Source organism: Myroides injenensis M09-0166 (assembly GCF_000246945.1).
Lineage (GTDB): Bacteria > Bacteroidota > Bacteroidia > Flavobacteriales > Flavobacteriaceae > Flavobacterium > Flavobacterium injenense.
Genome location: NZ_BAEX01000040.1, coordinates 1 through 17,690 on the forward strand (window position 1 = coordinate 1; position 17,690 = coordinate 17,690).

22 protein-coding genes are annotated in these 17,690 nt (G+C 31.1%); 4 read left to right on the forward strand and 18 right to left on the reverse strand.

The annotated features are described in order from the left end of the window. From RH98_RS08025 to RH98_RS08100, 16 genes are all read right to left on the reverse strand, one after another. A partial coding sequence (locus RH98_RS08025) for a rhomboid family intramembrane serine protease (RefSeq protein WP_010252841.1) occupies positions 1–429 on the reverse strand: 429 nt, incomplete at its 3' end. Positions 430–439: 10 nt separating this feature from the next. After that, positions 440–982 carry an RNA 2'-phosphotransferase gene (locus RH98_RS08030; RefSeq protein WP_010252843.1) on the reverse strand — a complete coding sequence of 181 codons (543 nt, stop codon included), beginning with the start codon at positions 980–982 and terminating at the stop codon, positions 440–442. Position 983: 1 nt separating this feature from the next. After that, complete coding sequence (locus RH98_RS08035; RefSeq protein ID WP_010252845.1) at positions 984–2,342, reverse strand: SMI1/KNR4 family protein; 1,359 nt, start codon at positions 2,340–2,342, stop codon at positions 984–986. Between the two features lie 4 nt (positions 2,343–2,346). Next, positions 2,347–3,453: a DUF695 domain-containing protein gene (locus RH98_RS08040; protein WP_010252847.1), complete on the reverse strand. Its 1,107-nt coding sequence runs from the start codon at positions 3,451–3,453 to the stop codon at positions 2,347–2,349. A gap of 136 nt (positions 3,454–3,589) precedes the next feature. Continuing rightward, positions 3,590–3,979: a (deoxy)nucleoside triphosphate pyrophosphohydrolase gene (locus tag RH98_RS08045; protein WP_010252849.1), complete on the reverse strand. Its 390-nt coding sequence runs from the start codon at positions 3,977–3,979 to the stop codon at positions 3,590–3,592. Between the two features lie 127 nt (positions 3,980–4,106). Then, a complete protein-coding gene (locus tag RH98_RS08050) occupies positions 4,107–4,775 on the reverse strand; it encodes a hypothetical protein (RefSeq protein ID WP_010252851.1) in 669 nt (222 codons plus the stop codon). 30 nt (positions 4,776–4,805) lie between these two features. Further along, positions 4,806–5,429 (reverse strand): Type 1 glutamine amidotransferase-like domain-containing protein, encoded by a 624-nt coding sequence (locus RH98_RS08055; RefSeq protein WP_010252853.1) that lies wholly within the window; start codon positions 5,427–5,429, stop codon positions 4,806–4,808. Positions 5,430–6,166: 737 nt separating this feature from the next. Next, positions 6,167–6,685, reverse strand: a complete 519-nt coding sequence (locus RH98_RS08060; RefSeq protein ID WP_010252854.1) for an O-acetyl-ADP-ribose deacetylase — start codon at positions 6,683–6,685, stop codon at positions 6,167–6,169. 6 nt (positions 6,686–6,691) lie between these two features. Next, positions 6,692–7,123, reverse strand: a complete 432-nt coding sequence (locus RH98_RS08065) for a hypothetical protein (protein WP_010252856.1) — start codon at positions 7,121–7,123, stop codon at positions 6,692–6,694. 172 nt (positions 7,124–7,295) lie between these two features. Then, a complete protein-coding gene (locus RH98_RS08070) occupies positions 7,296–7,859 on the reverse strand; it encodes a HutD family protein (RefSeq protein ID WP_010252859.1) in 564 nt (187 codons plus the stop codon). A gap of 152 nt (positions 7,860–8,011) precedes the next feature. Beyond that, the gene (locus RH98_RS08075) at positions 8,012–8,506 is read right to left on the reverse strand and encodes a hypothetical protein (RefSeq protein ID WP_010252861.1); all 495 of its coding nucleotides are present in this window, start codon (positions 8,504–8,506) and stop codon (positions 8,012–8,014) included. 201 nt (positions 8,507–8,707) lie between these two features. After that, positions 8,708–9,772 (reverse strand): hypothetical protein, encoded by a 1,065-nt coding sequence (locus RH98_RS08080; RefSeq protein ID WP_010252863.1) that lies wholly within the window; start codon positions 9,770–9,772, stop codon positions 8,708–8,710. A 106-nt stretch (positions 9,773–9,878) separates the two neighbouring features. Further along, positions 9,879–10,166, reverse strand: coding sequence for a GNAT family N-acetyltransferase (locus RH98_RS08085; protein ID WP_010252865.1), 288 nt, complete (start codon positions 10,164–10,166; stop codon positions 9,879–9,881). Between the two features lie 6 nt (positions 10,167–10,172). Then, positions 10,173–10,571: an OsmC family protein gene (locus RH98_RS08090; RefSeq protein WP_010252867.1), complete on the reverse strand. Its 399-nt coding sequence runs from the start codon at positions 10,569–10,571 to the stop codon at positions 10,173–10,175. Positions 10,572–10,576: 5 nt separating this feature from the next. After that, positions 10,577–11,497: a pirin family protein gene (locus RH98_RS08095; protein ID WP_010252869.1), complete on the reverse strand. Its 921-nt coding sequence runs from the start codon at positions 11,495–11,497 to the stop codon at positions 10,577–10,579. A 234-nt stretch (positions 11,498–11,731) separates the two neighbouring features. Continuing rightward, the gene (locus RH98_RS08100; RefSeq protein ID WP_010252871.1) at positions 11,732–12,415 is read right to left on the reverse strand and encodes a hypothetical protein; all 684 of its coding nucleotides are present in this window, start codon (positions 12,413–12,415) and stop codon (positions 11,732–11,734) included. Positions 12,416–12,752: 337 nt separating this feature from the next. Between RH98_RS08100 and RH98_RS08105 the strand changes: the two genes are divergently transcribed. Together RH98_RS08105 and RH98_RS08110 are read left to right on the forward strand one after the other, a co-directional pair. Continuing rightward, positions 12,753–13,454 (forward strand): hypothetical protein, encoded by a 702-nt coding sequence (locus RH98_RS08105; protein WP_010252873.1) that lies wholly within the window; start codon positions 12,753–12,755, stop codon positions 13,452–13,454. Positions 13,455–13,464: 10 nt separating this feature from the next. Continuing rightward, positions 13,465–14,181 carry an SDR family NAD(P)-dependent oxidoreductase gene (locus RH98_RS08110; RefSeq protein WP_010252875.1) on the forward strand — a complete coding sequence of 239 codons (717 nt, stop codon included), beginning with the start codon at positions 13,465–13,467 and terminating at the stop codon, positions 14,179–14,181. Positions 14,182–14,204: 23 nt separating this feature from the next. Here the strand turns inward: RH98_RS08110 and RH98_RS08115 are convergent, their stop codons facing one another. Beyond that, on the reverse strand, positions 14,205–15,686 hold the full coding sequence (locus RH98_RS08115) for an aminotransferase-like domain-containing protein (RefSeq protein WP_010252877.1): 1,482 nt from the start codon (positions 15,684–15,686) through the stop codon (positions 14,205–14,207). 180 nt (positions 15,687–15,866) lie between these two features. Between RH98_RS08115 and RH98_RS08120 the strand changes: the two genes are divergently transcribed. Both RH98_RS08120 and RH98_RS08125 read left to right on the forward strand, forming a co-directional pair. Continuing rightward, on the forward strand, positions 15,867–16,193 hold the full coding sequence (locus tag RH98_RS08120) for a DMT family transporter (protein WP_010252880.1): 327 nt from the start codon (positions 15,867–15,869) through the stop codon (positions 16,191–16,193). 222 nt (positions 16,194–16,415) lie between these two features. Continuing rightward, positions 16,416–16,952, forward strand: a complete 537-nt coding sequence (locus tag RH98_RS08125) for a GNAT family N-acetyltransferase (RefSeq protein WP_010252881.1) — start codon at positions 16,416–16,418, stop codon at positions 16,950–16,952. A gap of 82 nt (positions 16,953–17,034) precedes the next feature. On the opposite strand, the gene RH98_RS08130 is transcribed toward RH98_RS08125, so the two are convergent. Beyond that, a complete protein-coding gene (locus RH98_RS08130) occupies positions 17,035–17,685 on the reverse strand; it encodes a DUF4328 domain-containing protein (protein ID WP_010252882.1) in 651 nt (216 codons plus the stop codon). Positions 17,686–17,690 lie beyond the last annotated feature (5 nt).

The window sequence follows — 17,690 nt, forward strand, 5'->3', positions numbered from 1 at the left end:
TATTAATTTTTTGCTTAACCATCCACTGACAAATAAATAAAATGCCAGCATATATATCACTCCACTAGCACCAATATGACAAGAATATACTCCTGTCTGTATAGCATTAAAGTCAGGTAATACCCAGACACCTAACCCACTGAATAACCATCCTACAACTAATACCTTTACTGCTTGTTTTGGATAAAACTGTAATAATAAAAACAGTAATATCAACAAAGGAAGGGTATTACTCAACAGATGATTAAAACTACCGTGAAAAAAGGGAGATAAGACAATCCCTTTTAAACCACTTATGCTCCATGGGATAATGCCATAACACGAAGAAAAAAAGCCTATTTGCTGTAATGCAAATACCCCCCATATAACTCCAATAATAATTAATGGATATATAATAGCTTGTTTTGAGATAAAAACTCTTTTCTTCATTGTAATAGTGTTACTTAGAGAAATACTTTGAAGCTACAAAATCTGTTAGCCATACTCCGTTTTCCGACTGATAAAAAACACACCCTTCATTAAACATCTGTTGTGCCAAGACAGTGAATATATAAGGTTTCCCTCTTCTACTGCCTACTTTTATCGCTGTATCTTTATCTTCACTTAGGTGGACATATTGTCTGCTCATTTTTTGTATTCCACCTTCTTTAATCTCACTGACAAATCGCTCTGCTGTACCGTGATATAAAAACATAGGTGGTTCCTTTTCTACAAACTGTAAATCGACTTGAATCGAGTGCCCTTGATTCGCTCTTATTTTTGTTTCATCGTTATTATAAGCATACCTCTTTTTGTCATTGGTAGAGACAATTTCATCTAAATCTTTTTTGGAAAAGACTACGTTACGTTTAGCTGATTTATTTATTAAATCTGCCACCTCTACCCATCCGTGCTCATCCATAGCTAGACTTATCATTTTAGGATCGTGTCTTAATACTAAACTGATAAATTTACCTATCCTGCGTTTATCACTTTCATTCATTTTATACTAGTAAATCTTCTCTTTTTATCTCTTTTAATATATGCTCCAAATTAACATATACATATTCTTCTTTTCTATCTTTAAACTCCTCTGCTATCTTTTTCAAATAAGGTATGTAGACCTCATCAATACTAGATAAAGGCAATGATTGCAATACATATAGCAGAACCTCCTCATCTCTTTCCTGCAAACCATTTATGAAATAATCCCTGTAATTTTCTTTATTAGGCGTTTGTCCTAAGGCATAAAAAGCAAAAGCTTTTATCTGTTGATTATCTGACAACAAGGCTGACTCTAGTAAATACCCATATTCTTTACCTGTCTCTTTTAATAAATAACTACAGAAATTAAAGGTCTCTAAATCTTTTATTGCTTTCATTTTTTGTGATAATAGAGCAAACCACTCTAGGGAATGTTCTTTTGCATACCAATAAACCGACTGAACGACATGAAGTAAGTTCTCTTCTGCTAAAGTAAACAAAGACTCCTTTGCCATACTATAATCATACTTAGCAACTAATCTTGCTAATTCTAAGCCTAAATCTACTGAACTAACGTTAAGCTCCTTAACAATCTCTTTTAGTATAGTATTACTGATTTCCCTTTTGCAAATTAACCCTCTTATTAGCAAAAGCTTTTCTTCCTTATCATTGGCTATTTTATACTGATTCCACAAATCCTCTGTTTTACCACCTTTTGAATACCCAAACCATCCTGCACCTTCTGCTAGTAAATCACCTGATATTATTTCATCTAACCAACGCTCATACCAATCTAAAAAGTTTAGTTCATAAGCATAGATAGGTTTCTCATCATTTCCACAATATATAATTCTACCTGCATTTGGTCCATTTAAAACTAATGCTGTAGATATTGCACATCCTTGTGTGCCTATAGGTAAAAGCCCTCCGTAAACCTTGCTTTGCAAACGATAGTATTCCTCATCACTTTGCTCATTATCATCAGAGGTTTCAGGATAGACTTCTTTCATTAATTCACTCCACTGTTCTTCTTCCATTTCTGGAGTTACAATACAGGGGTTGGCTAAATGAGCATTGTTATATCCCGTACCTAATTCATCAAGCATTTCACCAAAGGGAAAAATACCATAATAGGGTCCTACAGCTCCTCCACAATAGCCGTAATCTAATATATTGCCATTGCCAATTTGAGTAACAAATAACGTATAAGCCTCTGGCAATACTATATTGTGTTTTTTCTCGAATGCTTTTACCTCATCAATCGTTACACAGTTGCCTATTTCATATTCATGAGCATCCGCACCGAATACATCCAAGTCTTTATCAATTGCTTTTACTTGAGATAATTTCTTCTTTATCCTATTAATCTGTTCTATCACACTCTTACTCTTCTGCAGGTTTAAACTTTTCTAACGAGAACCAATACTTGTCTTTATAAATAGTGTAATCTGTCTTTATTTTATCTTTATAGAGATTCAATACTTTATTAACTTGCTTAGAAGCTTTTCTAAAATCTTTAGTCACACAAAATATAGAACGCTGATTGTTTCCTGTTAATCTCACGACATACAACAAACTATTATCCTCAATATTGTTGTCTATTAGCATGTCTTCTATTTCATTAAGCAATTCTACTTGCTCGCCTCCTGGTAGAAGATTGTCATTGCCTTCATAATCTAGATCTACCTTTACAATCCACGGATAAGATACTTTCTGTTCCCAATCCAACAATGTCTTATTGATGCTAATAAAATAAGGAATATCATCTTGATTTGCCTGAAGGACCATGTGTTTATCATTATCCTCATTGTGCTTTACAGCATTATATTTCTCTACAAACTCTGATTCTCTATATGCTAAGTACTCCGCTAATTTATTTAATGGTATCTCTTCTCCTGTTTTACTTTCTTCCCCTCGTACTTCTAAATAATCGATTAATGTGACCGTTTTTAATTCACCGATGTAGTTATCTAAAAAGATATACAATCCATTACCTAAATTATTTTCCTCTTCTTTAGTATACCCTTCTACGATAAAACGAAGTGCTATTTCGTCTGGAAACTCTGGATTATTAATAGGCAAGAAAGAAATAGTATCAGAACTAAAATTGTGGTTATATATAGTTAAAGCAATCCCCTCATGTGCTGGTTTATTAGCTAAGAAATTCCAACCTTCTATAGTAGGCGCTTTGTCAATGAAATCCTCGGCAAACACAATATCTTTTATAGAACCATCTACCGTTACAATTAGTTCAGCAAGATTGCCACCTGACATTCCCACTAAAATATTAAAACTCTCGTTTAGCTCTTTCAATTTAGGTCCTGCTACTTCTATAAAATCTTCTACTACTCTCTCATTATTTACAAGGGTAGTTTTAAACTTATCTTTGTGTAAATCAAACCAATTCCAGAATTCTTTATATTTTTCGTCTATTGCAATTGACTCTTTATTAGTAACGCCTTTGCCAAATAATTTGTTTATAAATCCCATTGTTTTCTCTTTTTAAAAAAGCATTATTCAATTACCTTTAAATAATACTATAGGTTAAAGATATAATATTTGTCTTCTTCTTTTTTCACTTTGTGTTGAATATGGCTAAAAATAGGGAGATTACTTCCCTCTTCTTCTATTGATTAACATCAAGTAAAAATTCTTCATAAACAGGTATATCTGCCTCTGCCCAATCGTAATCACTTAATTGCTTTACAGTACTCCAGACAACTTGATTGTGCTCTTGCCTTGTGTAATTAGCTGTTTTACTATTACAAACAAAGGGAATTAGCGTTAGCGAAAAAGTGTCATAATGATGTACAACAGTACTTAGCCTTTTTTCTATCGTTACTATCATATCTAACTCTTCTTTTATTTCGCGAACAATACATTCTTCGTCAGTTTCACCTTGCTCTACCTTACCACCCGGAAACTCCCACTTCATAGGCAACAAGCCTTTCTCATTTCGCTGAGCAACAAGAACTTTATCCTCGTGCTGAATGATAGCACAACATACTCTTAGCATTTCTTATCTTATATTTTGGTCTTTTCTCTCCTAAGGTAACAGAAAGAAATTAAAAAGCACCAAAAAAGAATGCTTTAAATCACTCTCTTTTGGTGCTTGCTATTTCATCTTGAATTATCAAACTTACTTATTTCTTATTCAACCCTTTCCACACTTTAGTAAAAAACGTATTCTTAGGTTTTCGTACTTTCGTAATCTCTGTTTTTGTATCTATTTTCGTGCTCTCATTATTTTCTTCTTCCTCAAATATTTGGTTCATTTTCCAAGTATATTTTTCATCTATTTCTGCAATAACACTCTCAGAAGTAGATAAACTTTCCAGACTATAGCGATAACACTTTTCGTCATAATCAATATCCCAAAATCGAATACCTAGCACTTCCTCCAATAGATGGTAAATCAACTCAGACTTATCCGACTCTGTATCTTCAAACTCTAAAGAATCTCCCTTACTTTCAACTACCTCACCTTCTGTCTCTACAATTGACCTTATTAAATATTGGTTACGAGTGTAATTAATACTAAAAGTCATAGACATCTCTGACAAAACAAAAGACAATGTCTTTTGTTTTGGAACTAAAAACTCAAATGCAGATTGCTCCATTGACAAAAACACAAGTGTTCCTTCTGAAGTAAAATATATATCACAATAATCTCCTTCTTTCCAATTTTCAGAACCTTGTTCAAAATCTACTTCTTTTTCGAAAACTAATTTCTTATTGATTATATTTTCTAAACTTGCTAGATCGTCTTGATAATTCTTATTAATTACCAAACCTGCTATATTGAATCCCATCTATTGTTTGTATAAAAAGGTTATCCCTTATTACTCATCTTCTCCTGCTAGTTCTACTTCGTCTCCTTTTACTAAAATTGCTTGCCCATTAGTAATAGGAATCAAGTCTAACTCTCCTGCATATGTATTAAAAATCTCATCTGCAACTTCTACAAATGGTTCACTATCGTAGTGAACTAATGGGTAAAAGTTGATTAAATCAAATCCTATATATACTGACAAATCAGGTGCTTTACTAACATCATCCATCATTTTCAAATAGGTAATATCAGGCGCCATAATTACACTCCCGGCAGAAGTACCTATGTATATTTTACCGTTTAGCACTTGCTCTATAATAACATTATCTGCACCAGACTTGCGCAATTCTTGCAATAAGTAGAAAGCATTACCTCCTGAAATAAAGATAAAATGATTAAAAGCAATTACTTTTTTTATCGTCTCTATATCAGCTGTACTTACATCTAGCTCTTCAATTTCTATACCTAAATCTCTAAACGCTTTTCTATCGTTATCTACATGCGCGGTATATTCTTCAACTTTACTTGCTGTAGCAATAAAAGTCACTACTTTTCCCTCTAAATCTACTTTAGCGAAATCACTAAATAAATAAGCAACATCACAAAAAGATGATGCTAAAAACATTTTTTTCATATTATCCTATATATTATATCCTCCCTCTTCATCTCCATTCTACTAAGTAACAGCCGATAATATCAAGCTTTCTCTACTAGATATCAACAACTGTATAATTCATTGACTAAGGTAAGAATTATCTGTCGAATTTAGAGGTGTCCTAAAATAGGGAAGCCTACATACAACCAAAAGTACATCTTTCTCTAGTGAGTATTTTGTTATAGTATTATAAATTACTAACAATTGATAAAAGAAGACATAACATAATGCCCTTTAGGTATTTATCATAAAAAAAAGCTTACAAAAAACACAGATTTGAATGTTAAATTTTATTTTAAAAACAAAAAGTAAAAATTACTATACATATAATTATTAATAGAAAATATATAACTGATTACCAAAATATTATAATTCAATGACACTACATGACAAACATTGGACACTGTATAAAATACCAACATATAATTAAAATACATTAACATTTATCTTAATAAAAACACAAAACAGAAACATGTATTTGAAAAATTAAATTATTTTGTCAAAATAATACTTAATTTAGTGAAAAATATACAAGAGTCCATAGAAAGTATTTTATTTAAAAACAATGAAAAACACTTACTTTAAAAATAAGTATTTTTTAAGTAATAAAAATATAGGAGAACAATTTCAAAACAACCAATAACCGATTTTCATTACTAATTATAGTAGCCAAGAAAAGCAAAACCACTGATTAATCAGTGGTTTTGTATTTTATATTATTTCTGAAGAATTGATTTATAAATACTTAAATTTTCGAAATCAAAACAAACAAAGATGACTTCTTTTATAATGGTGTTGCTTCTCAAAAACTCTTTAACTGTATCAATTGCAATACTTGCAGCTTCCTCTTTTGGAAAGCGATAAACTCCTGTACTAATATTAGGAAATGCAATAACTTTACAATTATAATCAGCTGCTAATTGAAGACTGTTTACATAACAACTGCGTAATAATAATCGCTCTTCTTTTTCTCCACCAACCCATACTGGTCCCACAGTGTGTATTATATAATCTGCATCCAGATTACCTGCATTAGTAATAACCGCCTCTCCTGTCTTACAACCACCTTGTTTAGCTCTAATCAATTGACATTCTGCTAGAACTTTGCTTCCACCTGCCCGATGGATAGCACCATCCACTCCTCCACCTCCTAATAATGAGCTATTAGCAGCATTGACAATAGCGTCTGCTTTTATAGTTGTAATATCTCCTTGTATAACTTTTATCCTTTCCATAACAATCTATATTTTTTTTACGAACTCTCTGGTAAATGGCAAGAAACTATACTCTGAATAATCAGGTATTATTTCTGTAATCAACTTAATATAGGAATCATTAGTACCACTCGCTTCTACAAGTTTCCTCTTATTTCGTGCTACAAATCCCTCATAATAAATATTTTCACCTGCATAAATCATATAAATAAACATACACTTTAGATAAGGTCGCATTCTGCTGAATTGAATGATATCCTCTTCTCCCTTATAAGCTACCTCTTCACTGCATATTTTTTTGCCTAATACAATATCAATATCTGTAAAAAGAACGAGTAATCGTTGACTTTGTATAGTGACATATTTTATTTTACTTAAAGGAAAAATCTCTCTTAGTTCATTATTAAACACAGTTTCTCTTCCTTCAATAACAGGGATTATAACGTAAGATACTTCCATAATACAGTAAATAGATTTACTACAATTTACCATATATTAATTATAGAAATACAAAACCTATTTTACTAAATTATAAATAAAACATTAATAAATTGATATTTTAACATACTATGTAGTATCATTCCTGTTTATTTATCGCATATTTTATTTTCATAAAATCACTCTTCTATCATTACTGAACTTTAGGAATATCCCAACCTCCTACAATAGCTTTCTGTTTTAAGAAAAAAATAAGGGGATCTATACCCTTAGATTCTATTATCAATAAGTCATTTGCTCTTAAACAGTATTCTTTATTTTCAAGTGATACATCAACCTCTTGTAATGCAAATACAAAAGCATAATCATATTTAATTTCTACAGTACCATCTATAACTTCTACGCTATGATTAGTAATTGTATCACTTAGCATTAAATTAAAATCATTTCCAAGACTATAAGAAAGCACTTTATCATCGGATTGAAATTTAAATACTTCGCCTTTTGAATAAATTTCATCACGTTGATTAATAGTTAACTTAAGCTCATTATTAAGCATAACTAAATATCTTGTATAATGATTAAATTTGGTAAATACAGAAGGGATATCTTCAATGCTCGCACTACTAATACGAGCTAAAAAATCACGTTGATTATACTGACTCTTCTCTGGGTAGATGAAGTATTCAAAGGTTTTACCACCTGCCCAATTTGTAGGCGTTATTGTATCTTTAGAAAACTGATATATTTTTAGCATAGTGTAATAATAAGAACTACTAAATTACACTATTAAGCTATAATTCTCTTTTTATACGTTTAGAAAATTAAAAGAAAAGTTGTTGTTTTAGATACAACAATTAAATAGTTAACTTGAGAGTATATGATCTATATAATTGTTGACTAACCTTATTAATCTACAATAAACTTAACGTCTTTCTTGTCTTTCTGATCGACAATGATAAAGAAAAAGGGATGAATAGTATAGGATTGTTTTTCATCTTCTTGTTCTACATTATATATTAACTCTAGTTCTGAACCTCTGTCCTTTAAACTTAATACATCAAAAGTAGTTTCTTTATCTGTTGGTACTCCAATCACAGCAATAACAAAAGATTGTTCAAAATCAATAGGAGTTGGTTTACCATTTTCTCCCATTGTTGCTGCTGGTCCAAATATTTTGTCAAACTCTTTTTGACATTCTATTTTAATACTCTCAACTTGTTTGTTTTGAAAAGTGTTTTTAACAAAGTAGTTTTCCCCTTTCGTATATGACACTTCTTTTTTTGCAGTATTCGTTCCTATAGATTCTGTATTTTGAGGCTTAACATTTTTATCTTGTTTTGCATCATTACAAGACATTAAACCAAATACAACAAGACTAAGTAGAATAAATACTTTTTTCATTTCTAAATAACTATAAGTGAAACACTATAAACAATAATAACTGTTATTATCCATAAATATTGTATGAAGCGCGATTATTATTCACTTTTAATGTAAAAATTAAGTATCCAAACTCATTAAAATATGACAAGTAATTTCTAAAATAATCTAATAGAAAATAAAAAGCGACTATACTTAATTTATATAGTCGCTTTATGTTTTTTATCCTATTTTGTGTTGCAACACAAATAGTTTATTATATTTTTCTTTTCGCTGTTTTCGCGGATAAAATACAATTCCTAATGTATTGTCATTGCCTACTTTGCTTAGGCTAGATAATACTAAATCATTATTATCTATTGAGAGTACTTCCTTAGTTAGTAAATTAGTATATCCTTTTTTATTCTTGTTGTAAAACAACTCTATTAATTCATCATCTTTAATAACTAACCAACCATTACCAAATTCAGTTGTAAACTGTACAGCATTAGTAGTATCATCTAATGCCACTGGATGCCATGTACCGAAAAACTCGTCTCCTATATTGTGTAAGTCTCCATACATACTATTTCCTTCCTTATCAATCTCCACAATACCAATCTCACCATTTTCTTCACATAACAGATATGAGTTTTTATCAAAAGACAAAGAAAGTGCTTCATGCACAAATGGAAAGTCAAATTCTAATACTCTTCTTTTTACTTCATTACCTTGTTCATCAATCTCACGATGTAACCAACCATCTTCGATCTCAGTAATTAAGTTAATCTTACCATTGTAAACACTAACTTTATTGCCTTTAGGAAAAGGAATAGTTACTTTCTGCTCCTTTACAATCTTATCCCCTTCAAATTTCAATACAAACATTACATCTGGTTTCTTTTCATCCCAGATATCTACATCGTAGAATATTGATGAATGTTCAGTACATCCCACAAAACGACCATTAAAAGACTTTGTCCCTTTAAAGGCTTCGGCTGAAGGATTGAATATAGGAAGAGATATAGTATTCTCTTCTTCATCAAGTGTCACTACAGAAACGTAGTTTTCTCCTTTAGGATTAAGAAATAAAGAAGGTAAAACACCTTTATCTTCTTCTTGTTCTTTTACTTTACCTTCTGCATCTACAATAGCATAAACCAATTTATATGGACTAAAGTTTCCTTCTTCCGCATAAACATAATTAGCTAATAAAACGCCATCTTTTGTCCAACAACTTCCCTTAGCACTTAATGCAAAAGGAACTTCTATCGTAGAAATTAATCCAAAAGGTGTTTGCTTATTCATAATATTTAATCATTTGATTTTATGCAAAGGTAAAAAAACAAACTGTTAACCTTAAATAACTACAAAGCTTTTTATAATCTTAAATATCTTCTAACTATTTGTAGCATTATTTTGACAGAACATCTTGAATTTCTGGCAATTTTTCAAACATTGCTTTTGCAAAAGGACATAATGGGATGACCTTTATCTTATTTTCTCTAGCATATTGTACAACTCCATCAATTAAGATACGCTTTCCTACGCTCAACCCTTTAAATTCTTCAAGCACATCCGTATGGTCAATAATTATCTTATCAGGTCCCGCTACTGAATAAGTCATTTCACCTGCTTTCTTACCATCTATAAAAGCAGAAAATACACCTTTATTCCCTAATGATTCATGTTTTATAGTCATAGTTTCTTATTTTAAAATTGTGTTTACTTCTATTTGCCCCACTAAAATTTTATGTATAGGGCACTTATTAGCAATTGTATTTAATCGCTCCAATTGATCTTCTGTCAATTCTTTATTCCCGAAAGACACTACTCTTATAAATGAAGTAATGTTATCCTGATTATCCTGACTCATTTCTACCTCAACGTGAACCTTGCCTAAATCCCATTGTTTTCGATCTGCATACATCCTTAAAGTAGCAGCAGTACAGCTCGCTAGAGAACTTGCCAATAATTCCATAGGGTTAAATCCTTTATCTCCGCCACCTAAACTAATAGGTTCATCTGTAATTAACGTGTTATTTCCTGCTACTATTTCTGTATAATATAATTCACTACCTAAAGTTGCTCTTACTTTCGTTTCCATTATTTTTATTTTTTAGTTTTGTTTTTAAATGATTTCATCCCTTCTGGAAAAGGTACATAAGATTGATCATCCCCAGGTATTAAAGGAAAAGCGTCATGATTTTGTGCAATCCAATCTTCTTTTGCTTGCTCTAAACGTTCAATGTCGTCTGAAACGAAGTTCCACAAGATATAACGTTCTTCTGGTAAAGGAGTTCCACCAAAAATATAAACAGTAGAATTTGCTTCTAATTCGAACTCACACAGAGTGCTGTCATTGGCAATTAAAATATGTTTAGGCTCATAGGTATGCCCTTCTGAATATACTGCTCCTTCCAAAATATACATAGCAGCTTCGCCAAAAAGACCACTACCTATATTAATTTTCTTTCTTTCATTTGTTTTAATCTCAATATAGTATAACGGACTATACACTGGCACTGGTGATTTTCGTCCTAGCGCTTCCCCTGCAATCAACTTATATTTTACACCATCTTCTTTCCAAGTCGGCAAAGCACTCGCTTCAATATGAACAAATGAAGGCTCCATTTCTTGTAATTCCTTAGGTAACGCAATCCATATTTGCAATCCGTGCAAAATAGAATCAGGAGCATTATCTCTAATATCATCAGGCATTCGCTCAGAGTGAACAACTCCCTTACCTGCTGTCATCCAATTCACTGCACCAGGAGTAATGCGTTCTACACTACCTAAACTATCGCGGTGCATAATCTCTCCTTCAAATAAGTACGTTAAGGTAGATAGACCAATATGCGGATGAGGATCTACATCTAAGTTATCATGATCTTTTACAGCTATAGGTCCCATATGATCAATAAATGAAAAAGGTCCAATAGTTCGTTTCTGTCTAAATGGTAGTAATCGCCCTACCATAAAGTTGCCTATACTTGCTGCTCTTTCTTCAATGACTAAATCTACTATTGACATAATGTTGTATTTTTGAGGTTAGTTAATTTATTTTGTTGTAGTAAAAATATGATTTCTTTTTACCTCAAACTGTTAACCTAGATTAAGAAACTTAAAATCTAGTCTGAGAACGAGCAACTTTCTACTAAGTTACAAAATTATTGAGCGGCTTAAAAACTTAATGTCTACTCATAAAAAATCTCACAGCAAAAAATTCACCATGAGATTTATAAATCCACTGCTAATTAATGGTATTTAGTATTTTATATTCGAAAATCTTTCTTTTAGTTTCTTCTCAAAATCGATTCCTGCAACACGCATTTTTCCATATACTTCTTTTACTTTACTTCTACCCACAGGATAACCAGAAGGCTCTTTTTGTATTCTATCATAGAAAATAATATCAAAAGTATTACCATCCATATCTAATACTAGTTTTCTGGATTGCTTACCACCTGCAGTAGCAAACATTCTGGAAACCTTATCTACATTATTTAAAACTTCAACTTTTGCTTTTTCAAGAACTTCTTTTGGTAATATCAAATGATCTGTTACTTCTCCTTCTTCAAATAGAATATAATGTAATTCATCCCCTATCAAAACTAGATAAGCTGCATTTGCCACCTGGACATATCTAGTTTTAACTCCTACAGCTGCAAGCGCAACAGTTTTAAATGCTTTACCAGCAATATCTTTTGCCTTACTGCTTAAATCAGATATATATGCGCATTCAGTTATTGCATCTATCTTATGATTAGGAAACTGCTCTGCAAGTAACTCTAAATCGTGCTCTAGTAATTCCTTATTAAAATTTACTGCTTGATTTACCATAACAGGAGATTCATATTTTTCAATCACTTTCTTTTGATTGTCCATCATTTTATAGGCAAGAAAAAAACATCCTCCAAAAAGAACAATAATGATAATAGCTGTTGTCATATAAATAGTTTAGGTGGTTAAAAATAGTTGCTAGTGCATTAGCTTTAAAAGTATGTTTTCAAAAACTAACTTAATTCTATAAAATTAACATTTTAAACAAAATATAAAAAATAAAACACAAAAAAGTTAACAATATTTAATAAAAACACTATAATACTAATAATAAGCGTACTTATTATTTACTCATTTATCTATTATCTATTTTATCCTTTACAATCCTTCACCTTTTAGAGTACGCAAATGAGTAATAAACTTAACTAAATCACTCTAAAAAATAACATTTACCTATTCTATTTAAGTAGACCTTTGATTAAATTTGGAAGATAAAAGAATCATTATGTCTAGTAAACAAGATTTCTTAGAAGTGATAAAAGAAGTTTCTACTTCCTTTATTAAAAATGGTTTTATCAGTAGTCAAAAAGGTCAAATATTGAAAAAAGTAACTTCTAATCAATTATTTGAAATACAACTGCGTTTCCAACCTATTTCTTTAGATCATTCTGATGAAATACAGCTTGTTTGCTATTTTACAGTATTGTGCGAGGAAGTTAGTAAATGGCGTTTTAAGCAATACAGAAGTAAAGATAATGCCACGCCGACTATCTTTTTTACTAATATATTAGACTTACTTCCACCCGAGCCTAAAGGCTATCAATGGAGTATAAATTCAAAAACTAAAAAAGCGCTTATAGTACAAGTCAAGAATAAATTAGAAGAATTCCTGCCTCCTATAATAGAGTTATTTGAAGATAAAGAAATACTTCTAACTACTTTATCTGCTAAAGGATGGCGATTAAATCCATATATCGATCCTAATTTACTTCTATATCCTATTGACTTATTATTGTGTCTATCGGATAAAAGTTATACAGAACAAGCGTTTAATAATTATCTTCGCCAAGAGAACTTAGTTGATGATGCCAAACGCATTTACAGTGAAATGAATTCAAAAACATATAAAGGCTATATTGACAGTTTTCATATTACTGATAAAACTTTTCAACTAGCCTATTTAAACAAATTAAAGATAGAAGGATAACAATTTTAAGATGAAAAATAAGAGTTTCTTAATATATGGAATTAGTCAGGGACTTGGTAGAGCTATAGCTCACAATATCCCTCATGATAACGACATCGTTTATGGCGTATCGCGTAGTAAACCAAAAGACGCTAAGGAAAACATGCACTGGATACAAGCTGATTTATCACAGCCAGAAGCGGCAATTACTAAAATAGATGCTACTATTGAAAACAGACAAATTGACTACTTAATTTATAATGTAGGAATTTGGGAAAAAGAAGCCTTTAGCGAAGATTATGACTTTGAAAATTGTACTGATGAGGAAATCATCAGAATGATTCAAACCAATATTACCTCTTGTATACTAACATTAAAGCATACCTTAAAAAACTTGCGTTTATCTTCCAATGCAAAGATTATTCTTATCGGATCTACATGGGGTCTAGACAATCACAATGGAAAAGAAGTTGCCTTTTCAGCTTGCAAATACGCGATAAGAGGTATGGTACAGTCACTAAGAGAAACCGTTAAAGAAGATAATATTGGAATTACTGTTTTAAACCTTGGGTATCTTGCTACAGAATATGATTTTACTATACCAAGTGATATAGTAATAGAAGAAACGAAAGGAACTTTGATCCCTCTTAATGATGTTCTAAATGCAATAAGCTTCATCCTAAACACTAGTAATGCTAGTTGCGTGAAAGAGATAACAATGCCTGCTATGCATGACCAAAATGTATAAACTATATTATCTATTAGATACTATTACTTGTAAATGGATTGATATAAAATACTAACTGCGTTTTCCATTTCATCTTTATTTAGATGACCAAATCCTAAACGCATGGCAGTTAATGTTTTATTTTGATATAGAATTGTTTTAGGCAAGAATAAATCATTGCCTAAAGCTTCTTTTCTCATTTGCATGAGATTAATATCATCTTGCCATTCTACCCATACTGCAAGTCCACCACTAGGTTTCTTATATTTTATTGCTTGATCAAAGAATTGGTCTAATAAATTACAAAAGTTATTTCGTCTATCTTGATAAACTTTAATAGCTTTTTTTAAATAGCGATTAATCTCACCTTCTTCTATTAACTCACCCAGCACTTGCTCCATAATCACATCACCTTGCGGATCGATAACCCCAAGATATTTCTTCATCTCATTAATTAAATCTTCTGGTGCAACGATAAACCCCATGCGAAAACCTGGAGCTAGTGAACGTCCAAAAACACCTTTATATACTACCATTCCATTATTATCAGAGCCGATAAGTGGTAATATTGGGCTTTTATCATAGTGAAAGTCATAGTCGTAATCATCTTCCAAAATAACAAAGCCGTATGCTCTAGCTAACTTTAAAAGTTGTATACGACGCTGTGGACTTAAAGTTACTGTCGTAGGATAATGATGGTGAGGAGTTAAATATAATAGCCGTATTTTATGCTTTCTACATAAAGCTTCTACCTCATCGACAATTATTCCGTCATCATCCACCCCAACGGTCAATACTTGAGCTCCTCTGTTGTGAAAAGTCATATTTATAGAAAAGTGTCCAAGGTTTGCTACGATCACTTTATCTCCTTTTTCAAGTAAAACTTCACTAGCTATGAAACTACTCATTTCACTGCTACGGGTTATTAAGATATTTTTTGATGTAATCTGAGTACCTCTTGAAAGATTAAGAAAATTAGCCATATTTTTTCTAAAATACGCATTGCCATCATAATTATTAGAAACTAATTTTCTCCTATTCACTTTTCTTTTTAGATTAGCACTATAAGTAGCAGAAAGCTGCGTTAACTGTGTTAATCTAACATCTGGTGTCCCATCTGTAAAGAAAAAAGGAGTCGCTGCATTCTCGTAAGGATTATCTAATATATTACTCTTCCTGAAGGAAAAACCAGAACTAGCAGGATATGGTTTTACATATTCACTTATCGTTTTTACAACTTTCGTTGTTTTTATTACCTGCTTATCTACCACAAAAGTTCCTTGATTGGGTCTAATTTCTATCCATCCTTGTGCTTCTAACTCATCATAAGCAGCAATTACAGTTTGTCTATTTACCTGAAGTAATTCACTTAATTTGCGGGTACCTGGTAATTTAGTCCCTTTAGGCAATAAATTGCGCTGAATAGCATTGCTAAACTGATTAGAAAGCTGCATATAAATTGGCGTAGAAGACTTTCTATCAATTTTGGTAAAACTTAGATATGGTATTTTAACAGTAGTACTCATTTAAACTATTATCCTAGACATTCGAAAAGTACGTTAGAAAAATGAACAATGCGAATTTCTTTTAAAAAATCTGTCTTTACAATGCTTCCTATAAGAAAAATATCTAATATATTTTTTATCCTGTGTAAAAAAATATCTACTTAATAAACTAGATATTTGCAGTCAAATACATATAAACAAATGAATTGGATTTTTTTAATTATTGGTGGATTGTTTGAAGTGGGGTTTGCTTTCTGTTTAGGAAAAGCTAAAGAAAGTACAGGCACAGAATCTATTATGTGGTATATCGGCTTCTTAATTGCCTTAGTCTTGAGTATGGGATTACTTATAAAAGCTACACAAAGTTTACCATTAGGGACAGCTTATGCTGTATGGACAGGTATAGGAGCGGTAGGAACAGTAATTGTAGGTATTTTCTTCTTTAAAGATCCTGCTTCCTTCTGGCGAATCTTCTTTATTATGACATTAATAGGCTCTATTATAGGACTTAAATTTGTATCGAACTAAAAAAAGTATTTTTATATTTTATAAAACAGCAATGACTTTCTAGTAAAGCCATTGCTGTTTTTACTTATAGAAGTTTTGATTCATACTTTTCTTATTTATCAATAAGCAAACTCACCTTATTAAACCCTACAAAAGTTAAAACCCCATAACTTATAACCAAATTTTAAACATATATATAGTTTTATTGCAGTATATTAGTAGATACTTAAAAACATCATTACTATGGCCCAAACAATTGATACTATTTTTAATTTAAAAACAACATTAGAGGTAGATGAACAATTTGTATTAAAACCTATAATAGAGGAATTTCTTAACCAAGAAGCTGTGTTATATGCGCATAATAGTGAAACTTCAGGAATCAAGCAATCTCTTCCTGATTTTTATGTAAGTTCACAGCAACAAGCAAAAGAAAAATTACAACAATTCATCAAGGAAACTCAAGAACAAAAAAGTGTTTTATATTGTGTCCGATTTAAAGACTTTTTAGCCCCTATTGGTTATATTTACTTAGAGCGACCTACTAATAAGGAGGACACTTGGAAAGTGAAAATATGGATAAATGGAAGTATGCAAAAGAAAGGAATAATGACAAAAGCTATAAAAAGTATGATTCCTTTATTAAAAGATTTATCGATAGATAAACTAGATGCTACCGTAGCATCTGACAATCAGTTAGGAAGTAAAATATTTGAAAAAATGGGGTTCAAATTAATTGATTCTGAGCACGGAGTAGATCACTATCAATATGCAATTTAAAAAAGCTCTTCTATTTTTAAAACTAAAAGGAGATGGCAGTACTGCCATCTCCTTTTAGTTTTATCGCTTCTATACTCTTTCTTTACTTCTCTTCTTCTATTACAATCAAATCTAGTTTTCTTTGTAAATGAATATAATGACGAACAAAATTATAACAGATTAATGCTCCTATAAACATGATTATCTGAATAGATAAACCTGCATAATTATAAAATAACGTATCTGTACGAATGTAATATAGGCGTATGATAAAGTTTGCTCCCGTTACTATTAAATAAGAACACCACCATATGAAAAATAAGATAAATGGATATTGCTTTCCAAAGTCTATATTATGCTTTTTCAATGTGGAGTAAGTCACTCTAAACATTTTAGCAAGCATAGTAAAAGGAAGGAACAAATTAAAAACTGGTACTATCCATGAAATAATTGTCCAATACTTAGATTCATATAGTCTATTATCGAACTTTTGTATAGTTGAAAATGAAGTGAAAAACCAAGCTATAAAAGTAATAGCAAAAAAGATAAAGACACCATAATGAATATATTCTAAATAGTTTCCTAGTTGTTCTAAATGCACCAAATCAAGTTTCTTATATTGATGACCTTTTAATATATTATTAATCACAACCTTATCCATTACGGAATAATTCACTAAAGCATAGACATCTAATACAAACAATAAAGTAGAAAACTTTATTAGTTCATTAATCCTCCTTGACCAAATTCCCATATCTT

Bases quoted from the DNA above. Each gene is read 5' to 3' on its own strand.
- RH98_RS08055 (WP_010252853.1), bottom strand. From the start codon at position 5,429: ATGAAAAAAATGTTTTTAGCATCATCTTTTTGTGATGTTGCTTATTTA.
- RH98_RS08080 (WP_010252863.1), bottom strand. From the start codon at position 9,772: ATGAATAAGCAAACACCTTTTGGATTAATTTCTACGATAGAAGTTCCT.
- RH98_RS08040 (WP_010252847.1), bottom strand. From the start codon at position 3,453: ATGGGATTTATAAACAAATTATTTGGCAAAGGCGTTACTAATAAAGAG.
- RH98_RS08125 (WP_010252881.1), top strand. From the start codon at position 16,416: ATGGCCCAAACAATTGATACTATTTTTAATTTAAAAACAACATTAGAG.
- RH98_RS08100 (WP_010252871.1), bottom strand. From the start codon at position 12,415: ATGACAACAGCTATTATCATTATTGTTCTTTTTGGAGGATGTTTTTTT.
- RH98_RS08085 (WP_010252865.1), bottom strand. From the start codon at position 10,166: ATGACTATAAAACATGAATCATTAGGGAATAAAGGTGTATTTTCTGCT.
- RH98_RS08130 (WP_010252882.1), bottom strand. From the start codon at position 17,685: ATGGGAATTTGGTCAAGGAGGATTAATGAACTAATAAAGTTTTCTACT.
- RH98_RS08060 (WP_010252854.1), bottom strand. From the start codon at position 6,685: ATGGAAAGGATAAAAGTTATACAAGGAGATATTACAACTATAAAAGCA.
- RH98_RS08070 (WP_010252859.1), bottom strand. From the start codon at position 7,859: ATGCTAAAAATATATCAGTTTTCTAAAGATACAATAACGCCTACAAAT.
- RH98_RS08105 (WP_010252873.1), top strand. From the start codon at position 12,753: ATGTCTAGTAAACAAGATTTCTTAGAAGTGATAAAAGAAGTTTCTACT.
- RH98_RS08030 (WP_010252843.1), bottom strand. From the start codon at position 982: ATGAATGAAAGTGATAAACGCAGGATAGGTAAATTTATCAGTTTAGTA.
- RH98_RS08095 (WP_010252869.1), bottom strand. From the start codon at position 11,497: ATGTCAATAGTAGATTTAGTCATTGAAGAAAGAGCAGCAAGTATAGGC.
- RH98_RS08110 (WP_010252875.1), top strand. From the start codon at position 13,465: ATGAAAAATAAGAGTTTCTTAATATATGGAATTAGTCAGGGACTTGGT.
- RH98_RS08045 (WP_010252849.1), bottom strand. From the start codon at position 3,979: ATGCTAAGAGTATGTTGTGCTATCATTCAGCACGAGGATAAAGTTCTT.
- RH98_RS08115 (WP_010252877.1), bottom strand. From the start codon at position 15,686: ATGAGTACTACTGTTAAAATACCATATCTAAGTTTTACCAAAATTGAT.
- RH98_RS08090 (WP_010252867.1), bottom strand. From the start codon at position 10,571: ATGGAAACGAAAGTAAGAGCAACTTTAGGTAGTGAATTATATTATACA.
- RH98_RS08050 (WP_010252851.1), bottom strand. From the start codon at position 4,775: ATGGGATTCAATATAGCAGGTTTGGTAATTAATAAGAATTATCAAGAC.
- RH98_RS08120 (WP_010252880.1), top strand. From the start codon at position 15,867: ATGAATTGGATTTTTTTAATTATTGGTGGATTGTTTGAAGTGGGGTTT.
- RH98_RS08075 (WP_010252861.1), bottom strand. From the start codon at position 8,506: ATGAAAAAAGTATTTATTCTACTTAGTCTTGTTGTATTTGGTTTAATG.
- RH98_RS08065 (WP_010252856.1), bottom strand. From the start codon at position 7,123: ATGGAAGTATCTTACGTTATAATCCCTGTTATTGAAGGAAGAGAAACT.